The sequence below is a fragment of the Uruburuella suis genome, from assembly GCF_022870845.1.
GTDB lineage: Bacteria > Pseudomonadota > Gammaproteobacteria > Burkholderiales > Neisseriaceae > Neisseria > Neisseria suis.
This window is the reverse complement of sequence record NZ_CP091507.1, coordinates 1,548,959-1,564,424: the sequence shown is the minus strand read 5'-3', so window position 1 is coordinate 1,564,424 and position 15,466 is coordinate 1,548,959. Positions and strand designations below refer to the sequence as shown.

Sequence of the window (15,466 nt, the reverse complement as noted above, 5' to 3'; positions counted from 1 at the left end):
TATGGGCGATTTGGCCTTTTTTGTGGGCGGTTTATAGTAGAATGCCGTCTGAAAACAATATTTGCCCAAACAATATTTGCCCAAAAGGATAAGCCGATGTATTTCGTTGACCGCACCGCCGTGGTGGTGAAGCCCACCGCCAAATTTCTCGAATGGCTCAAAAGCCTGGATGACGACATGCCCGATCTCACGCTCGAGCAGCTGCGCACCAATTGCTCGGTGTATCTGATTCCCGAATGTGATGAGCCGGAAGAAGCGGTGGCTTATTTCGATGAGCGTTATCTGGAAATTTTCCAGGCCGAATTGGCTGCGTGGGACACCATGGAAGAAAATTGGCCGCAAGACATGAGCCTGATCGCTTTTTGGGAATACTTCACTATCGAAATCCACGATATGGTGCTCGATATGGAAGCGGGCGAGCTCAATGTGAGCCCGGTGTTTGACAATATGATGTAAAAGCCATGCAAGCTTTTCAGGCGGCCTTGAAACCTTCGCGTGCAGGCTGCATATTCACCGTGCTGCTGCATTTGGCGGCGGCTTTGTTTTGCCTGCTGTTTTTTTATGGCGCAGCCCGCTGGCTGGGTTTATCGCTGCTGGCTGCCAGCTTGGTTTGGGCGTGGCGCGTGCAAACCTTGCGCGGGCGCGGTGCCGTGCACAAAATCGCGGTAGACCGGCAGGGGCGCGCAGCGGTGTTTACCGGCGCGGAGCACACCGCGTTTGCCGCCACTTTAATGCCGAAAAGCCTGATTTCACGCCATGTTTTGTTTTTGCAGTGGGATATCGGCGGGCGCACTTTTTACCATTGCGTGCTGCCCGATATGACAGAGCGCGAAAGCTACCGCCGCTTGATGGTTTGGGCAAAATGGGGGCGGCCCAAAGATTGAGGCCGTCTGAAACGCAGATTATTTGAACCATAACCACGAAGGCCGTCTGAATGCTTTCAGACGGCCTTTATCTGAATGTTTAACAACACATGAAAACACTAAACGATTGGCTCGCGCACCTTGAAACCGCCCACAGCAGCGGCCTGATTGATATGGGGCTGGCGCGCACGGACGAAGTGAAGCAGCGCATGCAGCTTAATCCTGAATGCCCGGTGGTGGTGGTGGCGGGCACCAACGGCAAAGGCTCGGTGTGTGCCTTTCTCACCCAGATCTACAAGCAGGCCGGCTTTAAAGTGGGCACGCTCACGAGCCCACATTTGCTGCGCTTTAACGAGCGCATCGCCATTAACGGCGAGCCGGTGGATGATGAAGCCATTGTGGCTTCGTTTGAGCGCATCGAAGAAGCACGCGGCGAGATTTCGCTCACTTATTTCGAATTCAACACCTTGGCCGCGGTGGATATTTTCATGCGCGAAAATGTTGATGTGATGATATTGGAAGTGGGCTTGGGCGGCCGCTTGGATGCGGTGAATGTGTTTGACGCCGATTGCGCCGTGGTGACCAGCATCGATTTGGATCACCAGTCTTTTTTGGGTGACACAGTAGAGCAGGTGGGCTTTGAAAAAGCCGGCGTGTTCCGCAGCGGCAAACCCGCCATTTGCGGCCAAAACCCGCCGCCCGAATCGCTGCGCCGCCACGCCGAGGCCATAGGTGCCCAATTGTTGCTGGCCGGGCGCGATTTCGGTTTCAGCAGGCTCGAGCAGCAGCAATGGTCGTTTCACTTCCACCCGCAGGCGCCCGATTTTTCAGACGGCCTCATGCGCAACCGCAATGCCTTGCCGGTGCCCGCTTTGCGCGGCGCCTATCAATTGGGCAATGCCGCCTGCGCATTGGCGGTAATCGAATGCCTGAATGCCGAGCTGCCGATAGACATCGGCGCCATCAAGCGCGGCCTGCTTTTGGTGAGCAACCCCGGCCGCTTCCAAGTGCTGCCCGGCCGCCCGCTGGTGATACTCGATGTGGGTCACAATCCGCACGCCGCCCGAGCGCTGCGCCAAGGCTTGATGGCGCTGCCTTTTGCTGAAAAACGCATCGCGGTGTTCAGCATGCTGGCCGATAAAGATATGGATGCGGTGATTGAAATCGTGAAAGACCAATTCGACGAATGGTATCTCGCGCCGCTGGCGCTGCCGCGCGGCCAAAGCGCCCAAGTGCAGGCGCAAAAGCTCGAAGCGCACGGCATCGGCCATGTGCATTGTTTGAAAAATGTGGTCGCGGCTTATCATGCCGCTTTGGCGGGCGCATCGGAAAATGATAGAATCACCGTTTTCGGATCGTTTCACACCGTTGCCGAAGTGATGGCAGCGCAGCAGCAAGGTTAAATCAATGGCAAACCCACGCTTGAATTCGCTTGACGAATACGAACAACTCAAACGCAAAAACCGCCGCCGCCTCGTGGGCGCATCGGCCATGGTGGTGCTGGCCGGCATTTTGCTGGCCAAAGTGCTCAACCAAGGCGCGGGTGAAGAAGCCGCGCCTGCGGCCAGCGCACCGGAAATGGTTGCCGCTTCGGTTGAAGCGCCGCAAATCATGGTGAATAACGAAGCCGCATCTGCCGATGATGCTTCCGATTTGGCACCTTCTGCCGTGCTCGAGCCTGCGCCCGAAGCCGACACCGACACTGATGCCCACACCGGCACCAGCACCGAATTGGCTAATCCGCTAGCCGGGCGCGCTGCCCCAAGTGCAACAGAAACAAGCGCCCCTGAAGTGAGGCCGTCTGAAACCGCGAAACCTGCGGATGCCGCCAAACCGATTGAAACGGCCAAACCGGCAACGAGCAAACCTGTGGAAGCCGCCAAGCCGGCCGAAACCGCGCCGCCGCCGGTGGTGGTAATCGACAATCAGGCCGAGCGCAAGGCGGCTGCCGAGCGTGAAGCGGCGGCCAACGCGCGCCGGCAGGCCGAGCAAAAAGCACGTGAACAGGCCGCAGCCAAAGAAGCCGAACGCAAGCAGCAAGCCGAGCGTGCGGCTGCACAAAAGGCTGAAGCGCAAAAAGCCGAAGCTTTGAAAAAACAGCAGGCGGCCAAGGCGCAAACCGAGAAAAAAACCGCTGCCCAAGATGTGCTTAACAATAAAGCCGCCAAATCTGCCGCCAATCCGCAGGCGATTTTGGAAGGCAGCACCACCGGCAGTCGCGTGATTATCCAGGCAGGCGCCTACAGCAGCAGCGCCCAGGCCAATCAAGTGCTGCAAAAGCTGGCCGACGCCGGCGTGAGCGCGCATGTGAGTGAGAGTGAAACCAGCAAAGGCACGGTTTACCGCGTGCGCACCGGCAGCTATCCCAATCGCGCCGCCGCCAATCAGGCGCTGGCCAAAATCCGCCAGCAAGGGCTCGACGGCATGGTGATCGGCCAATAATCATGGCGATATTCGATATTGTGGCGCTGGGCATTATTGTGGTTTGCATTTTGATTTCGATGATGCGCGGCGTGATTGCCGAAGTGGCTTCGCTGGTGATTTGGGTGGTGGCTTTTTTGGTGGCGAAAATGTTTGCCGCGCCTTTTGCCGCTGTGGCCCTCACATCCGTGCAGCCGCCGCAATTTGCGGTGGCGGTGGGCTTTATTTTATTGTTTGTTGCTGCATGGCTGGTGCAGCATTTTTTACGTTCGCTGCTCACTTCGGCTGTGTCGGCCATCGGCCTGGGCGGTGTCAACCGCCTGCTCGGCGCGGTGTTTGGCGCGGCCAAGGGCGTGTTGATTATCACGCTGGCGGTGCTGGTGTGTTCGTTTACCGATTTGCCGCAAACGCCCGATTGGCGGAAATCGTTCAGCGCAGTATATTTCGAGGCATTGGCGCAATTGGCCGTGCCTTATCTGCCGCCGGTGGTGGCAGATCAAGTGCAGTATCCGACACTTTGATTTTGGAGAAGAATAATGTGTGGTGTTTTAGGATTAGTGGCGCACGAGCCGGTAAACCAATTGCTTTATGACGGCCTGCAGATGTTGCAGCACCGCGGCCAAGATGCGGCGGGCATCGTCACCGTTGAGGGCAATGTGTTTCATATGCACAAAGGCAAAGGCATGGTGCGCGATGTGTTCCGCACCCGCAATATGCGCGATTTGGCCGGCCGCGCCGGCATTGCGCATGTGCGCTATCCCACAGCCGGCAATGCCGGCAGCAGCGCCGAGGCGCAGCCTTTTTATGTGAGCTCGCCCTTCGGCATTGTGCTGGCACACAACGGCAACCTCACCAACACCGAAGAGCTGTATGAAAACGTGTGTTTCAAGCACTTGCGCCACATCAACACCCGCTCCGATTCGGAAGTGCTGCTCAATGTGTTTGCGCACGAATTGCGCCGCGAAGTGACCGGTTCGGGCACCACAGAGCTGAGCGTGAACCATGTGTTTAACGCCGTGAGCAGCCTGCACAAACGTGTGCGCGGCGCTTATGGCGTGGTGGCGCTGATCGCCGGCTACGGCATGGTGGCTTTCCGCGACCCGCTGGGCATCCGCCCGCTGGTGTTGGGCAAACACACCGATGAAGCCGGCAACACGGCTTATGCGGTGGCTTCGGAATCGGTGGTGTTTAACAGCATCGCTTTTGAGCGCGAGCGCGATATTGCGCCGGGCGAGGCGGTGTTTGTGGGCTTTGACGGCCAGATTTTTACGCGCCAATGCGCAAAAGCGCCCCGGCTCAACCCCTGTCTGTTTGAATATGTGTATTTCGCGCGCCCCGATTCGGTGATGGACGGCGTGTCGGTGTATCAAGCGCGTGTGAATATGGGGATAACGCTGGCGGAAAAAGTGGCGCGCGAATTGCCGCTCGACGATATCGACGTGGTGATGCCGATTCCCGACACCAGCCGCCCCAGCGCGATGGAATTGGCACACCGCCTGGGCAAGCCTTATCGCGAAGGCTTGATTAAAAACCGCTATATCGGCCGCACCTTTATCATGCCCGGCCAAGCCACGCGCAAAAAATCGGTGCGCCAAAAGCTCAGCCCGATGGAGAGCGAATTTGCCGGCAAGAGCGTGTTGCTGGTGGATGATTCCATCGTGCGCGGCACCACCAGCCGTGAGATTGTGGAAATGGCGCGCCAAGCCGGTGCGCGCAAAGTGTATTTCGCTTCGGCCGCGCCGGAAGTGCGCTTTCCCAATGTGTACGGCATCGATATGCCCACCCGCGAAGAGCTGATTGCCAACGGGCGCACCGCCGCCGAAATCGCGCGTGAAATCAGCGCCGACGGCTGCGTGTTTCAAGAATTGGGCGCGCTGGAAGACTTGGTGCGCGCGCTCAATCCGGCCATCGAAAATTTCGACACTTCATGCTTCAGCGGCTGCTACCCCACCGGCGACATCGACGAAGCCTATCTGCAACGCCTATCCGGCAGCAAATCATCTGCGGCCGCCGCGCAGCTCAATCCGAGCCTGATCGATCACAGCGTGCGCATCAGCGATGATGATGAAGAAGAATAAGATGAAGCAAAAAGCCGCGTGAAAAGATTGCGCGGCTTTTTTTCAGACGGCCTGTTATCACTTTTTGTTATATCGATAGCATCAGGCCGTCTGAAACAAAGCTTGAAAGCCTGCCTGAATAAGCGCAAAATGTTAACAATTATTTAAACGATTGAGCACCATGAGCCGAACACTCCACCCCGAAACCCTCGCCATACGCGGCTTTAAAGAGCAAACCGAATACAACGAACACAACCAGGCGCTGTTTCTCACCAGCAGCTTTATGTGGCCGAGCGCTGCCGATGCGGAAGCTTTATTCGCCGGCAAACAGGCGGGCTACACCTATAGCCGCACCGCCAACCCCACCACCGCCACCTTTGCCAAACGCGTGGCCATGCTGGAGGGCGCCGAGCAAGCCGTGGCCACCGGCACCGGCATGTCGGCGATTCAGGCGGCCTTGCTCACTTTTTTGAGCGCCGGCGATCATTTGGTGTGCAGCCGCAGCCTGTTCGGCACCACCATCAGCCTGATTGAAAACCACATCAAGCGCTTCGGCATCGAAGTGAGCTTTGTGTCGCAAACCGATTTGCAGGAATGGCGCGATGCGTTGCAGCCGAACACAAAAATGTTTTTCCTCGAAACCCCTTCCAACCCGCTCAATGAAGTGGCCGATTTAGAAGCCTTGGCGCAAATCGCGCACGATGCGGGCGCGCTTTTGGTGGTGGACAACACCTTTCTCACGCCTTTATTGCAGCAGCCTTTGCAATTGGGCGCCGATATTTCGCTGCATTCGGCCACCAAAGCCATCGACGGCCAAGGCCGCGTGCAGGGCGGTGTGGTGGTGGGGGATGCCGAAAAAATGAAGCAGGTGCAGATGTATATGAATGCGGCGGGCTTGTCGATGGCGCCTTTTCACGCTTGGGTGCTGATCGGCGGCTTGGAAACACTTGCTGTGCGCATCGAGCGCCAATGCGCCAATGCCGACAAAGTGGCCGCGTGGCTGCGCCATCAGCCGCAAGTGGTGAATGTGTATCACGCCGGCTTTGCCGATCACCCGCAAGCCGATTTGGTGAAAAAGCAGCAAAGCGGCGGCGGCATGGTGCTGGCGTTTGAAGTGGCCGGCGGCCAAGAGGCGGCTTGGAAAGTGATTGATGCAGTGCAGATTTTTTCGCGCACCGCCAACTTGGGCGACGCACGCTCCACCATCACCCACCCGTGGACAACCACCCACGGCAAAATGAGCGCCGAAGCCAAAGAAGCCGCCGGCATCCGCCCGGGCTTGATCCGCATTTCCGTCGGCCTTGAGCATGCGGATGATTTGATTGCCGATTTGCAGCAGGCTTTGGCATAATCATCAGCTTGGCTTTCAGACGGCCTCGAAGTGTTCAGGCCGTCTGAAACACCTTTCAAATAAGGAATATATTATGGATGAAGCCGTATTTTCCGAATGGGCATTAAAAATCTGCCTGACCATTTTGATTGTTTTTCTGGGTTTTATCGTTTGGCATTTGGGCAAAGAATCGAAAGCCGGCAAATTCGGCACCTTTATTTTGTTTTTGGTGCTGGGTTTGGGCGTGTTCGGTTTTATCTTTAAAAACGTATTGATCGAATTTTTTGTGCTGTCTAAATAAACGGTGTGGCTCAAAGGCCGTCTGAAAGCGTTTCAGACGGCCTTAATCTTTGCTATGATAACTCGTTTGATTTTAAAAAGGCCGCGCACATGTGGCGCTATATTTTCCAACGATTGCTGCTGCTGATTCCCACGCTGTTGGGCATTTTGGCGATTACGTTTGCCATTATCCAGTTTGTGCCCGGCGGCCCGGTGGAGCAGATGGTGCAGCAGCTCACCCAAAGCAGCGTGGGCGGCGAAACCGCTGCTGCGGCCACGGGCACGCTGATGCGCAGCGGCAGCCATTTGAGCGCCGACGATATGGCCGCGCTCAATGCGCTCTACGGCTTCGACAAGCCGCCGTTGGAGCGTTTCGGCGACATGGTTTCCCGCTTTGCCCGCTTCGATTTGGGCGAGAGCTTTTTCCACCACCAAACCGTGTTTGAGCTGGTGAAAGAAAAAATGCCGGTGTCGATGAGCCTGGGGTTGTGGACTTTTTTCCTTACTTATCTTATCTGCATTCCGCTGGGCATTATCAAAGCCGTGCGCGACGGCTCGCGTTTTGATGCCGCCACCGGCATGCTGATTCTGCTGGGCTACACCATTCCGCCGTTTGTGCTCGGCCTCGTGTTGCTGGTGCTGTTTGGTGGCGGCAGCTTTTTTGCCTGGTTTCCGCAAGGCGGCTTGGTGAGCGATGATTGGCAAAGCTTGAGCTGGCCGGCCAAAATTCAGGATTATCTCTGGCACATGGCGCTGCCGGTTGCCGCCTCGGTGGCGGGTAATCTGGCGGTAATGACGGTGCTCACCAAAAATGTGTTTCTCGAAGAAATCCGCCGCCAATATGTTTACACCGCCCGCGCCAAAGGCTTGCCCGAGCGGCAGATTTTGCTGCGCCATGTGTTTCGCAACGCCATGATTCCGCTGATCACGGGCTTTCCCGCTGCCTTTATCGGCGCTTTTTTCACCGGCAGCCTCTTGATAGAAACCCTGTTTTCGCTCGATGGTTTGGGGCTGCTCTCATACGAAGCGGTGATGAAGCGCGATTATCCGGTGGTGATGGGCACGCTTTATGTGTTCACACTGATGGGCTTGCTGGCAAAATTATTGTCGGACATTTCCTATTCGTGGGTGGACCCGCGCATCCATTTCGGCGGCCAGAAATAATGAGGCCGTCTGAAACATTAAAAGGCAGCCATATGAATATCCGCTGTGAAATCCCCGCTGATTACGCCGCCGTTTACCGGCTGGTGCAAACCGCATTTGCCGCGGCCGAGCATAGCGATGGCAAAGAGCAGGATTTGGTGGCTGCCTTGCGCCAAAGCCGCAGCTTTGTGCCGGCCTTGTCGCTGGTGGCCGAAATAGAAGGGCGGCTTGCCGGCTATATTTTGTTTACTGAAATCGGCATCGGGAGCGAAACCGCCTTGGCGTTGGCGCCGCTGGCGGTGCACCCCGATTTTCAGCGGCAGGGCGTGGGCGGCCGTTTGATTCAATGCGGCCACGAAGCGGCGCGTGCGCTGGGCTACGGCGCTTGCGTGGTGTTGGGCAGCGCTGCTTATTATTCGAAATTCGGCTATCAAGAAGCCGCGCCATTGGGCATTTTGCCGCCGTTTGAGGTGCCGTCTGAAAACTTTATGGCCGTTGCGCTGGCCAACAAAGCCTTGCCGCAAGGCGTGGTGGCCTATGATGCCGCTTTTTTTACGGTTTAGCCGATGAATTCACATTTTTCCGCCTGGCAGGCATTCAAACAACACAAACGCGGCTTTCGGGCTTTGCGCCTGCTCGCCGTGCTGTTTGCGCTGGCCTTGTTGGCGCCGCTTTGGAGCAACGACAAACCTTTGTTGGTGCATTATCAGGGCAGCTATTATTTTCCGATGGTGAAAAGCTATAACGAAACCGTGTTTGGCGGCGATTTCGACACGCCTGCCGATTATCTCGACCCGCTGGTGCGCCGCAATATCACCGCCGATGGCAATAATGCCGTGTATCCGCCCAACCCCTATGCCGCCAACACGCTCAACGATTTCGACACCGCGCCCGATCCCGCGCCGCCCTCGGCACAACACTGGCTCGGCACCGACGACCGCGGCCGTGATGTGCTGGCGCGCCTGGTTTACGGCTTTCGCGATTCGCTTTTGTTTGCGCTGGCGCTCACCGCCGTCACCACCGTCATCGGCGTGCTCGCCGGAGCCGTGCAGGGCTATTTCGGCGGCAAGGTGGATTTGGTGATGCAGCGCTTTCTTGAAATCTGGGGCGGCCTGCCCGAGCTTTATCTGCTGATTATCCTCTCTTCGTTTTTCAACCCCGGCCTACTGGTTTTGCTGGTGATTCTGGCGCTGTTCGGCTGGATGGGCTTGTCGGATTATGTGCGTGCCGAGTTTCTGAAAAACCGCCAGGCCGATTATGTGCTGGCGGCCAAAAGCATGGGCGTGGGCAACCGCACCATTATGTGGCGGCATATTCTGCCCAACAGCCTCACGCCGGTGCTGGCGTTTTTGCCGTTTCGCATTTCCGGCGCCGTGCTCGCGCTCACCAGCCTCGACTTTCTCGGCCTAGGCGTGCCCGCTGCGCAAGCGAGCTTGGGCGAATTGCTGGCGCAGGGCAAAGACAACCTCGATGCTTGGTGGATAGGCCTCTCTGCCGTGTGCGCGCTCACCATTATGCTGTTGCTGCTGGTGATGATAGGCGAGGGGCTGCGACAGGCTTTTGATGTGCGGGCGAGGAGCTGAGTATGAATATCCTCGAAATCGAAAACCTCAGCGCCGCTTTTCCCGGCAAACCGGTGCTGCACGACATCAATCTTAGCGTGCGCCGCGGCCGCAAACTGGCGATTGTGGGCGAGAGCGGCAGCGGCAAAACGGTGTTGGCGCAAGGCATTATGCAGCTTAATCCGGCGGTGTCGCTCACAGGCCGTCTGAATTTCAACGGCGAAAACCTGCTTGGAAAATCACCGCGCCAATTGCAGAAGCTGCGCGGTAAAAGCATAGGCATGGTGTTTCAAGAGCCGATGACGGCGCTCAATCCGGTGATGCCGGTGGGCAGGCAAATTGCCGAAGTGCTCACGCTGCATTTGGGTTTGCCGCCGAAACAGGCATGGGCAAAAGCGGTGGCTTTGCTGGCCGAAACCGGCATACACGAGCCTGAAACCAAGGCGCTGTCTTATCCGTTTCAGCTCTCCGGCGGCCAGCGCCAGCGGGCGATGATTGCGATGGTAGTGGCGGCCGAGCCGCAACTTTTGATTGCCGATGAGCCCACCACGGCGCTGGATGTGGCGGTGCAGGCGCAGATTCTCGATTTGCTCGCGCGCCTGCAGGCCGAGCATCAAATGACCATGCTCTACATCACCCACGATTTGAACTTGGTGCGCCGCTTTGCCGACGATGTGGCGGTGATGCAGGGTGGGCGCATTGTGGAACAGGGCAGCGTGGCCGATGTGTTTGCCCGCCCGCAACACGATTACACCAAAATGCTGCTGGGCATCGGTGCACGGCGCGAAGTGGGCGCTGTGCCTGCTGATGCGGCCACGGTGCTGGCGGCCGAGCAAATCAGCGTGGCGGTGAGCGAGCGCGTGGGCTGGTTTAAAAAGCGCGAAAAAATCCTGCTCGAGCCTTTATCGTTTGATTTGAAGGCGGGTGAAACGCTGGGCATTATCGGCGAGAGCGGCAGCGGCAAAACCACGCTGGCCAAAGCGCTGATGCGGTTGATGCCGGCCAAAGGCCGTCTGAACATCAACGGGCAGGCGTGGCGGCCCGAGCTTAGACGCGAAATGCAGATGGTGTTTCAAGACCCGTTTGGCGCATTCAACCCGCGCATGACGGTGCTGGAAATTGTGTCGGAAGCCTTGCGCGTGTATGAGCCGCAGCTGAATCAGGCCGCCATGCGTGCGCGGGTGGGTGAAGTGTTGCGGCAGGTGGGGCTGGATGACGATATTTTGAGCCGCTATCCGCATGCTTTTTCCGGCGGCCAGCGCCAGCGGCTGGCGATTGCGCGCGCCATTATCGTGCGCCCGCAGGTGTTGGTGCTCGATGAGCCCACCAGCGCGCTCGATGTGCAATGGCAGCAACAGATCTTGGCTTTGCTCGCCGATTTGCAGCGGCAGCACGGGCTGAGCCTGATCATCATCAGCCACGATTTGGCCGTGATCCGCGCACTTGCGCATCGGGTGATGGTGTTGAAAGACGGCTGTGTGATAGAAGCAGGCAAGGTGGAGACGGTGTTTGCCAAACCGAATGCAGACTATACAAAAAAACTATTGATGCACGCGGGCACTTGAAATTTTGCGCCGAAACCCCTATTCTAAGCGCATCAAACAACCAACCGAATGCAGGCGCATTCACTTCAAAAGGAAACCGACATGAGCAATTTAATCGTACACGCCTCCGACGCGAGCTTTGAGCAAGATGTTTTGAAATCAGATGTGCCGGTGTTGCTGGATTTTTGGGCACCGTGGTGCGGCCCCTGCAAAATGATTGCGCCGATTTTGGATGAAGTGGCCGCCGAATTCGAGGGCAAGCTCAAAGTGGTGAAAATCAATATCGACGACAACGACCAAACCCCGGCCAAATTCGGCGTGCGCGGCATTCCGACTTTGATGGTGTTTAAAGACGGTCAAAACGTGGCCACCAAAGTGGGTGCCTTGGCCAAAGGCCAATTGGTGGCGTTTGTAAACGCATCGATTTAAGCCGGATGATAAAAAAGCTGCTGCGGCAGCTTTTTTTATTTTTATCGGAATCAATAACAGAACAGGCCGTCTGAAACAGTTTTCAGACGGCCTGTTTATGGAATCAAACGGTTGGCCGTTTATCGGTTTATTGTTTGGCGGCTTCTATCTGAATGGTGAGCTTGACGTTTTTCGACATGCCGGCGGCCACCAGATAATTCATGCCCCATTTGCTGCGGTCGATCACGGTTTCAAAATCGCCGCCGCACACTTCGGTTTTCAGCATCGGGCTGTTGTAGCAGTTGAACTTGGTGGCTTTAAGCGTTACCGGATGGGTTTGGCCGAGCAGGGTGAGCGTGCCTTCAACGCTGCTCACTTTATTGCCCTTGAAATGCCATTTGCTGGATTGGAAGCGCATTTCGGGATATTGGGCGGCGTTAAACAAATCGGCGCTTTTCAGGTGCTCGTCGAAGCGGGCGTTGCCGGTGTTGAGCGAGCTGACGGGAATGCGCACATCCACCGAGCCGGTTTGTGCTTTCGGGTCGAATGCTACGGTGCCGGTGAGGTTGTAGAAGCCGCCGGTGTTGGTGGTGGCGCCGAAATGGTCGATGGCGAAGCGGGCATTGGCGTGGTGGCTGTCGATGGTGTAGGTGGCGGCGGAAGCAGCGCCGGCGGCCACGGCCAGTAAGCCGGCAAACAGGGTTTTTTTCATGAGGGCTCCTTGATTTTTTGAAAGTGAAAGTGTTTGCATCCTAACATGAAAAGCCGTCTGAAACATTTCAGACGGCTTGATGATATCTTTCCCATCAATTAAAGATGGGCGCTTTATGGCAGGATGCTTACTTTTTCAATCACCACCGGTTTCACCGGCACATTTTGATGATAAGCGCGGTTGGCGGTTTGCACTTTGGCGATTTTCTGCACCACATCCATGCCGCCGGTAACTTTACCAAACACGGCATAGCCGGCACCTTGGGGCGTGCGGTCTTTATAGTTTAGAAAATCATTGTCGGCCACGTTGATGAAAAATTGGCTGGTGGCGGAATTGGGGTTGGCGGTGCGTGCCATGGCGATGGTGCCGACGGTGTTTTTCAGGCCGTTTTCAGCTTCGTTGCTGATGGCTTTTTCGGTGGGTTTTTGCTCCATATCGGGGGTGAAGCCGCCGCCCTGAATCATAAAGCCGTCCATCACGCGGTGGAAAATAGTGCCGTTGTAGAAGCCTTTATTGGCATAGTTCACAAAATTGGCCACGGATTTGGGTGCTTTTTGCTCATCAAGTGAAAGGCGGATCTGCCCCATATTGGTGTCGATCACGGCGCGGGTTTCGGCTTGTGCGCCCAGCGCGGCAAAGCCGAGCAGGCCGCAGAGCAGGAATTTGGATAAAGTTTGCATAATGAGAAAACGGATATTAAATGGGTGCGTATTATCGCTGAATTTGCGGTTGTGGTTTGTAAAAAAGTGCAAAAGGCCGTCTGAAAGTTTTCAGACGGCCTTTATAAAACAATTACTTTGAATATTTATACATGCAGCCGGCGCACATATTCCACTTCTTCGCGGCTGCCCATCACCACGGCCACGCGCTGGTGCAGGCCTTCGGGCTGGATGTCGAGCATATCGGCGGCGGCATTGGTGGCCGCGCCGCCGGCCTGCTCGAGAATCAAGCTCAAGGGGTTGGCTTCATACATCAGGCGCAGCTTGCCGGGCTTGGCGGGGTCGCGTGCGTCTTGCGGATACATAAACACGCCGCCGCGCATCAGGGTGCGGTGGATTTCGGCCACCATCGAGGCCACCCAGCGCATATTATAATTTTTGGCGCGCGGCCCGGTGTCGCCGGCGAGCAATTCGGCGATGTATTGCTGCATCGGCGCATACCAGTGGCGCTGGTTCGACATATTGATGGCGAATTCTTTGGTTTGTGCGGGCACTTGCGGGTGGGCGCCGGTTTGCACGAATTGGCCGTTTTCATCAAGGGTAAACACAAACACGCCGTGCTTGAAGGTAAACACGAGCTGGGTTTGCGGGCCGTAGAGCACATAGCCGCTGGCGGCTTGGTCGCGGCCTTTTTGCAGAAACGATTCGGTAGCAAGCGCGCCTTGCGGCTTGGTGAGAATGGAGAAAATGGTGCCCACGGAAATATTCACATCGATATTGGACGAGCCGTCGAGCGGGTCAAACAGCACCAAATAGCGGCCTTCTTCATGGCAGGGCACGAATGTGTCTTCTTCTTCGCTGGCGAGCCCGGCCACATCGGCATTGGCTTTGAGCGCGGCAATCAGCACATCGTTGGCAATCACATCGAGTTTTTTCTGATCTTCGCCCTGCACATTGCCGCTGCCGGCTTCACCCAGCACGCCGGCCAGCGCACCCAGGCGCACTTGCCGGTTGATTTGCACGCAGGCATCGACCACGGATTGGAGCACGCCGCCCAGTTGGTCGGGCAGAGCGTGTTGTTGCAGGTGTTGGGGCAGGAATTCGGCCAGGGTAGTCATAAGTTTCTCGCTTTAGTGGGAATCGGTTGAGGGGGCGGAGGCGGGTTGATGCTGTTGAATCAAGGCTTCGATGCAGGGCTGGGCCGCGGTGTTGGCTTTGCTTTGCGTGGCTTCATCGATATTGCCGCTGATGGCGCGCGCGATGTCGGCCGGGGTGAGCACTTCCAGCGCTTTCTCGGCCGCGCATTGGCACACTTGCTGCTTTTGCTCGGACGAAATACGCGTGTTTTCCGGTATGCTTTCCACGCAGGCTTTGCTGAACGAACTGATAAATTCGCTGTTGAATTTTTCTTCGACGGCTGCTTTTTGCTCGCCGCAGGCTGCCAGCAATAAGAGGGCGGGCAATAAGGTGAGAATAGGGCGGGTGGTGCGCATAAAAAGCAGCTCTTTCGGTAAGCGGACAATGAGGATTGTAATGCAAAGCGCGGCTGCTTTCTATCTTTGCCGCATCATCGGGTGAATTCATCAAGGCCGTCTGAACGCATAGCGGTTTCAGACGGCCTGTGGTTTATTTGATTTGAAAATCCAGCACAAAGCGCGCGCCATCGTCTTGCGCTAGCAAGGCGGCCAGCGCGGGCAGGCTCTCTTGCAGCTGCTGCGCCAAAAGATAGGGCGGGTTGATGATAAACATGCCGCTGCCGTGCATGCCGAAGCCGTCGGAGCGCGGGCGCTGCACATGCAGCTCGGCTTGCAGGTAATTATCGGGTGCAATCTTTTGCAGCTGCGCGGGCAATTTGCGGCTCTCTTCGCGGCTCAGGCAGGGATACCACACCAAATAGCAGCCTTGGGCAAAGCGCTTTTGCGCCTCTTTCAGGGTGTGCACCACGCGTTCGTAATCCTGTTTTTCTTCATAAGGCGGGTCGATCAACACCACGGCGCGGCGGGTGGGCGGCGGCAATAAGGCAATCAAACCCTGATAGCCGTCGGCCTGCACCACTTGGCCGCGCCGCCCGAGCCGGGCTTGCTGCATATTGTGTTGCAGATGCTGGAAATCGGCCGGGTGCAGCTCAAACAAGCGCAGCTTGTCGGCCGGGCGCAGCATCGCCTGCGCGAGCCAGGGTGAGCCGCAATAAAGGTGCGGCTCGGGCAGAATCGCGTTCAGACGGCCTAAAAAGTCGTGCAAACCCGGCGGCAGCTTGGCGGCTTGCTGCAACAGGGCGATGCCTTGCTTGTATTCGCCCACTTTTTGCGCTTCGTTGCCGCGCAAATCGTAAAGCCCCGCGCCGCTGTGGGTGTCGATATACCAATAAGGTTTGTCTTTGCGGTTGAAATAATCGAGCGTGAGATAAAGCACGAAATGTTTGAGCATATCGGCATGGTTGCCGGCATGGAAAGCGTGGCGGTAGCTGAGCATGAAAGAGAGGCCGTCT

General features: G+C 56.8%; 18 protein-coding genes. 13 read left to right on the top strand and 5 right to left on the bottom strand.

Going from position 1 to position 15,466, the window contains the following annotated elements; translation table 11 throughout:
• The first annotated feature begins 96 nt into the window (after positions 1-96).
• The 13 genes from LVJ78_RS07055 (at position 97) to trxA (ending at position 11,628) form a co-directional block, all read left to right on the top strand.
• Positions 97-456: a hypothetical protein gene (locus tag LVJ78_RS07055; RefSeq protein ID WP_132953067.1), complete on the top strand. Its 360-nt coding sequence runs from the start codon at positions 97-99 to the stop codon at positions 454-456.
• A 5-nt stretch (positions 457-461) separates the two neighbouring features.
• On the top strand, positions 462-884 hold the full coding sequence (locus tag LVJ78_RS07050) for a protein YgfX (RefSeq protein ID WP_132953069.1): 423 nt from the start codon (positions 462-464) through the stop codon (positions 882-884).
• Positions 885-973: 89 nt separating this feature from the next.
• Positions 974-2,266 carry a bifunctional tetrahydrofolate synthase/dihydrofolate synthase gene (gene folC / locus LVJ78_RS07045; RefSeq protein ID WP_132953071.1) on the top strand — a complete coding sequence of 431 codons (1,293 nt, stop codon included), beginning with the start codon at positions 974-976 and terminating at the stop codon, positions 2,264-2,266.
• Positions 2,267-2,270: 4 nt separating this feature from the next.
• Positions 2,271-3,305: an SPOR domain-containing protein gene (locus tag LVJ78_RS07040; protein ID WP_132953073.1), complete on the top strand. Its 1,035-nt coding sequence runs from the start codon at positions 2,271-2,273 to the stop codon at positions 3,303-3,305.
• A 2-nt stretch (positions 3,306-3,307) separates the two neighbouring features.
• Entirely contained in the window at positions 3,308-3,805 is a 498-nt protein-coding gene (locus LVJ78_RS07035; RefSeq protein ID WP_132953075.1) for a CvpA family protein, read from the top strand.
• Between the two features lie 15 nt (positions 3,806-3,820).
• Complete coding sequence (gene purF / locus LVJ78_RS07030; protein WP_132953077.1) at positions 3,821-5,362, top strand: amidophosphoribosyltransferase; 1,542 nt, start codon at positions 3,821-3,823, stop codon at positions 5,360-5,362.
• Positions 5,363-5,522: 160 nt separating this feature from the next.
• Positions 5,523-6,692 carry an O-succinylhomoserine sulfhydrylase gene (gene metZ / locus LVJ78_RS07025; RefSeq protein ID WP_132953079.1) on the top strand — a complete coding sequence of 390 codons (1,170 nt, stop codon included), beginning with the start codon at positions 5,523-5,525 and terminating at the stop codon, positions 6,690-6,692.
• 73 nt (positions 6,693-6,765) lie between these two features.
• Positions 6,766-6,972 (top strand): DUF2788 domain-containing protein, encoded by a 207-nt coding sequence (locus tag LVJ78_RS07020; RefSeq protein ID WP_132953081.1) that lies wholly within the window; start codon positions 6,766-6,768, stop codon positions 6,970-6,972.
• An 89-nt stretch (positions 6,973-7,061) separates the two neighbouring features.
• Positions 7,062-8,114 carry an ABC transporter permease subunit gene (locus tag LVJ78_RS07015; protein WP_132953083.1) on the top strand — a complete coding sequence of 351 codons (1,053 nt, stop codon included), beginning with the start codon at positions 7,062-7,064 and terminating at the stop codon, positions 8,112-8,114.
• A gap of 32 nt (positions 8,115-8,146) precedes the next feature.
• On the top strand, positions 8,147-8,656 hold the full coding sequence (locus LVJ78_RS07010; RefSeq protein WP_132953085.1) for a GNAT family N-acetyltransferase: 510 nt from the start codon (positions 8,147-8,149) through the stop codon (positions 8,654-8,656).
• A gap of 3 nt (positions 8,657-8,659) precedes the next feature.
• Entirely contained in the window at positions 8,660-9,676 is a 1,017-nt protein-coding gene (locus tag LVJ78_RS07005; protein WP_132953087.1) for an ABC transporter permease, read from the top strand.
• Entirely contained in the window at positions 9,673-11,220 is a 1,548-nt protein-coding gene (locus LVJ78_RS07000) for an ABC transporter ATP-binding protein (protein WP_132953089.1), read from the top strand. The genes LVJ78_RS07005 and LVJ78_RS07000 overlap by 4 nt, the downstream gene beginning before the upstream one ends.
• An 81-nt stretch (positions 11,221-11,301) precedes the next feature.
• Positions 11,302-11,628, top strand: a complete 327-nt coding sequence (gene trxA / locus LVJ78_RS06995; RefSeq protein ID WP_132953091.1) for a thioredoxin TrxA — start codon at positions 11,302-11,304, stop codon at positions 11,626-11,628.
• Positions 11,629-11,755: 127 nt separating this feature from the next.
• Here the strand turns inward: trxA and LVJ78_RS06990 are convergent, their stop codons facing one another.
• The 5 genes from LVJ78_RS06990 to LVJ78_RS06970 all read right to left on the bottom strand — a co-directional run bounded on the left by LVJ78_RS06990 (position 11,756) and on the right by LVJ78_RS06970 (position 15,450).
• On the bottom strand, positions 11,756-12,319 hold the full coding sequence (locus tag LVJ78_RS06990) for a YceI family protein (RefSeq protein WP_132953093.1): 564 nt from the start codon (positions 12,317-12,319) through the stop codon (positions 11,756-11,758).
• A gap of 113 nt (positions 12,320-12,432) precedes the next feature.
• A complete protein-coding gene (locus LVJ78_RS06985; RefSeq protein WP_132953095.1) occupies positions 12,433-12,999 on the bottom strand; it encodes a peptidylprolyl isomerase in 567 nt (188 codons plus the stop codon).
• Between the two features lie 125 nt (positions 13,000-13,124).
• Complete coding sequence (locus LVJ78_RS06980; RefSeq protein WP_132953097.1) at positions 13,125-14,096, bottom strand: class 1 fructose-bisphosphatase; 972 nt, start codon at positions 14,094-14,096, stop codon at positions 13,125-13,127.
• A 12-nt stretch (positions 14,097-14,108) separates the two neighbouring features.
• Positions 14,109-14,471, bottom strand: a complete 363-nt coding sequence (locus LVJ78_RS06975; protein ID WP_132953099.1) for a hypothetical protein — start codon at positions 14,469-14,471, stop codon at positions 14,109-14,111.
• Positions 14,472-14,604: 133 nt separating this feature from the next.
• Entirely contained in the window at positions 14,605-15,450 is an 846-nt protein-coding gene (locus tag LVJ78_RS06970) for a 23S rRNA (adenine(2030)-N(6))-methyltransferase RlmJ (protein ID WP_132953101.1), read from the bottom strand.
• Between the last annotated feature and the right edge of the window lie 16 nt (positions 15,451-15,466).

What these genes read in the sequence shown, in the direction of transcription:
- LVJ78_RS07055 (WP_132953067.1), top strand. Translation starts at nt 97, where the DNA reads ATGTATTTCGTTGACCGCACCGCCGTGGTGGTGAAGCCCACCGCCAAA.
- LVJ78_RS07050 (WP_132953069.1), top strand. Translation starts at nt 462, where the DNA reads ATGCAAGCTTTTCAGGCGGCCTTGAAACCTTCGCGTGCAGGCTGCATA.
- folC (WP_132953071.1), top strand. Translation starts at nt 974, where the DNA reads ATGAAAACACTAAACGATTGGCTCGCGCACCTTGAAACCGCCCACAGC.
- LVJ78_RS07040 (WP_132953073.1), top strand. Translation starts at nt 2,271, where the DNA reads ATGGCAAACCCACGCTTGAATTCGCTTGACGAATACGAACAACTCAAA.
- LVJ78_RS07035 (WP_132953075.1), top strand. Translation starts at nt 3,308, where the DNA reads ATGGCGATATTCGATATTGTGGCGCTGGGCATTATTGTGGTTTGCATT.
- purF (WP_132953077.1), top strand. Translation starts at nt 3,821, where the DNA reads ATGTGTGGTGTTTTAGGATTAGTGGCGCACGAGCCGGTAAACCAATTG.
- metZ (WP_132953079.1), top strand. Translation starts at nt 5,523, where the DNA reads ATGAGCCGAACACTCCACCCCGAAACCCTCGCCATACGCGGCTTTAAA.
- LVJ78_RS07020 (WP_132953081.1), top strand. Translation starts at nt 6,766, where the DNA reads ATGGATGAAGCCGTATTTTCCGAATGGGCATTAAAAATCTGCCTGACC.
- LVJ78_RS07015 (WP_132953083.1), top strand. Translation starts at nt 7,062, where the DNA reads ATGTGGCGCTATATTTTCCAACGATTGCTGCTGCTGATTCCCACGCTG.
- LVJ78_RS07010 (WP_132953085.1), top strand. Translation starts at nt 8,147, where the DNA reads ATGAATATCCGCTGTGAAATCCCCGCTGATTACGCCGCCGTTTACCGG.
- LVJ78_RS07005 (WP_132953087.1), top strand. Translation starts at nt 8,660, where the DNA reads ATGAATTCACATTTTTCCGCCTGGCAGGCATTCAAACAACACAAACGC.
- trxA (WP_132953091.1), top strand. Translation starts at nt 11,302, where the DNA reads ATGAGCAATTTAATCGTACACGCCTCCGACGCGAGCTTTGAGCAAGAT.
- LVJ78_RS06990 (WP_132953093.1), bottom strand. Translation starts at nt 12,319, where the DNA reads ATGAAAAAAACCCTGTTTGCCGGCTTACTGGCCGTGGCCGCCGGCGCT.
- LVJ78_RS06985 (WP_132953095.1), bottom strand. Translation starts at nt 12,999, where the DNA reads ATGCAAACTTTATCCAAATTCCTGCTCTGCGGCCTGCTCGGCTTTGCC.
- LVJ78_RS06980 (WP_132953097.1), bottom strand. Translation starts at nt 14,096, where the DNA reads ATGACTACCCTGGCCGAATTCCTGCCCCAACACCTGCAACAACACGCT.
- LVJ78_RS06975 (WP_132953099.1), bottom strand. Translation starts at nt 14,471, where the DNA reads ATGCGCACCACCCGCCCTATTCTCACCTTATTGCCCGCCCTCTTATTG.
- LVJ78_RS06970 (WP_132953101.1), bottom strand. Translation starts at nt 15,450, where the DNA reads ATGCTCAGCTACCGCCACGCTTTCCATGCCGGCAACCATGCCGATATG.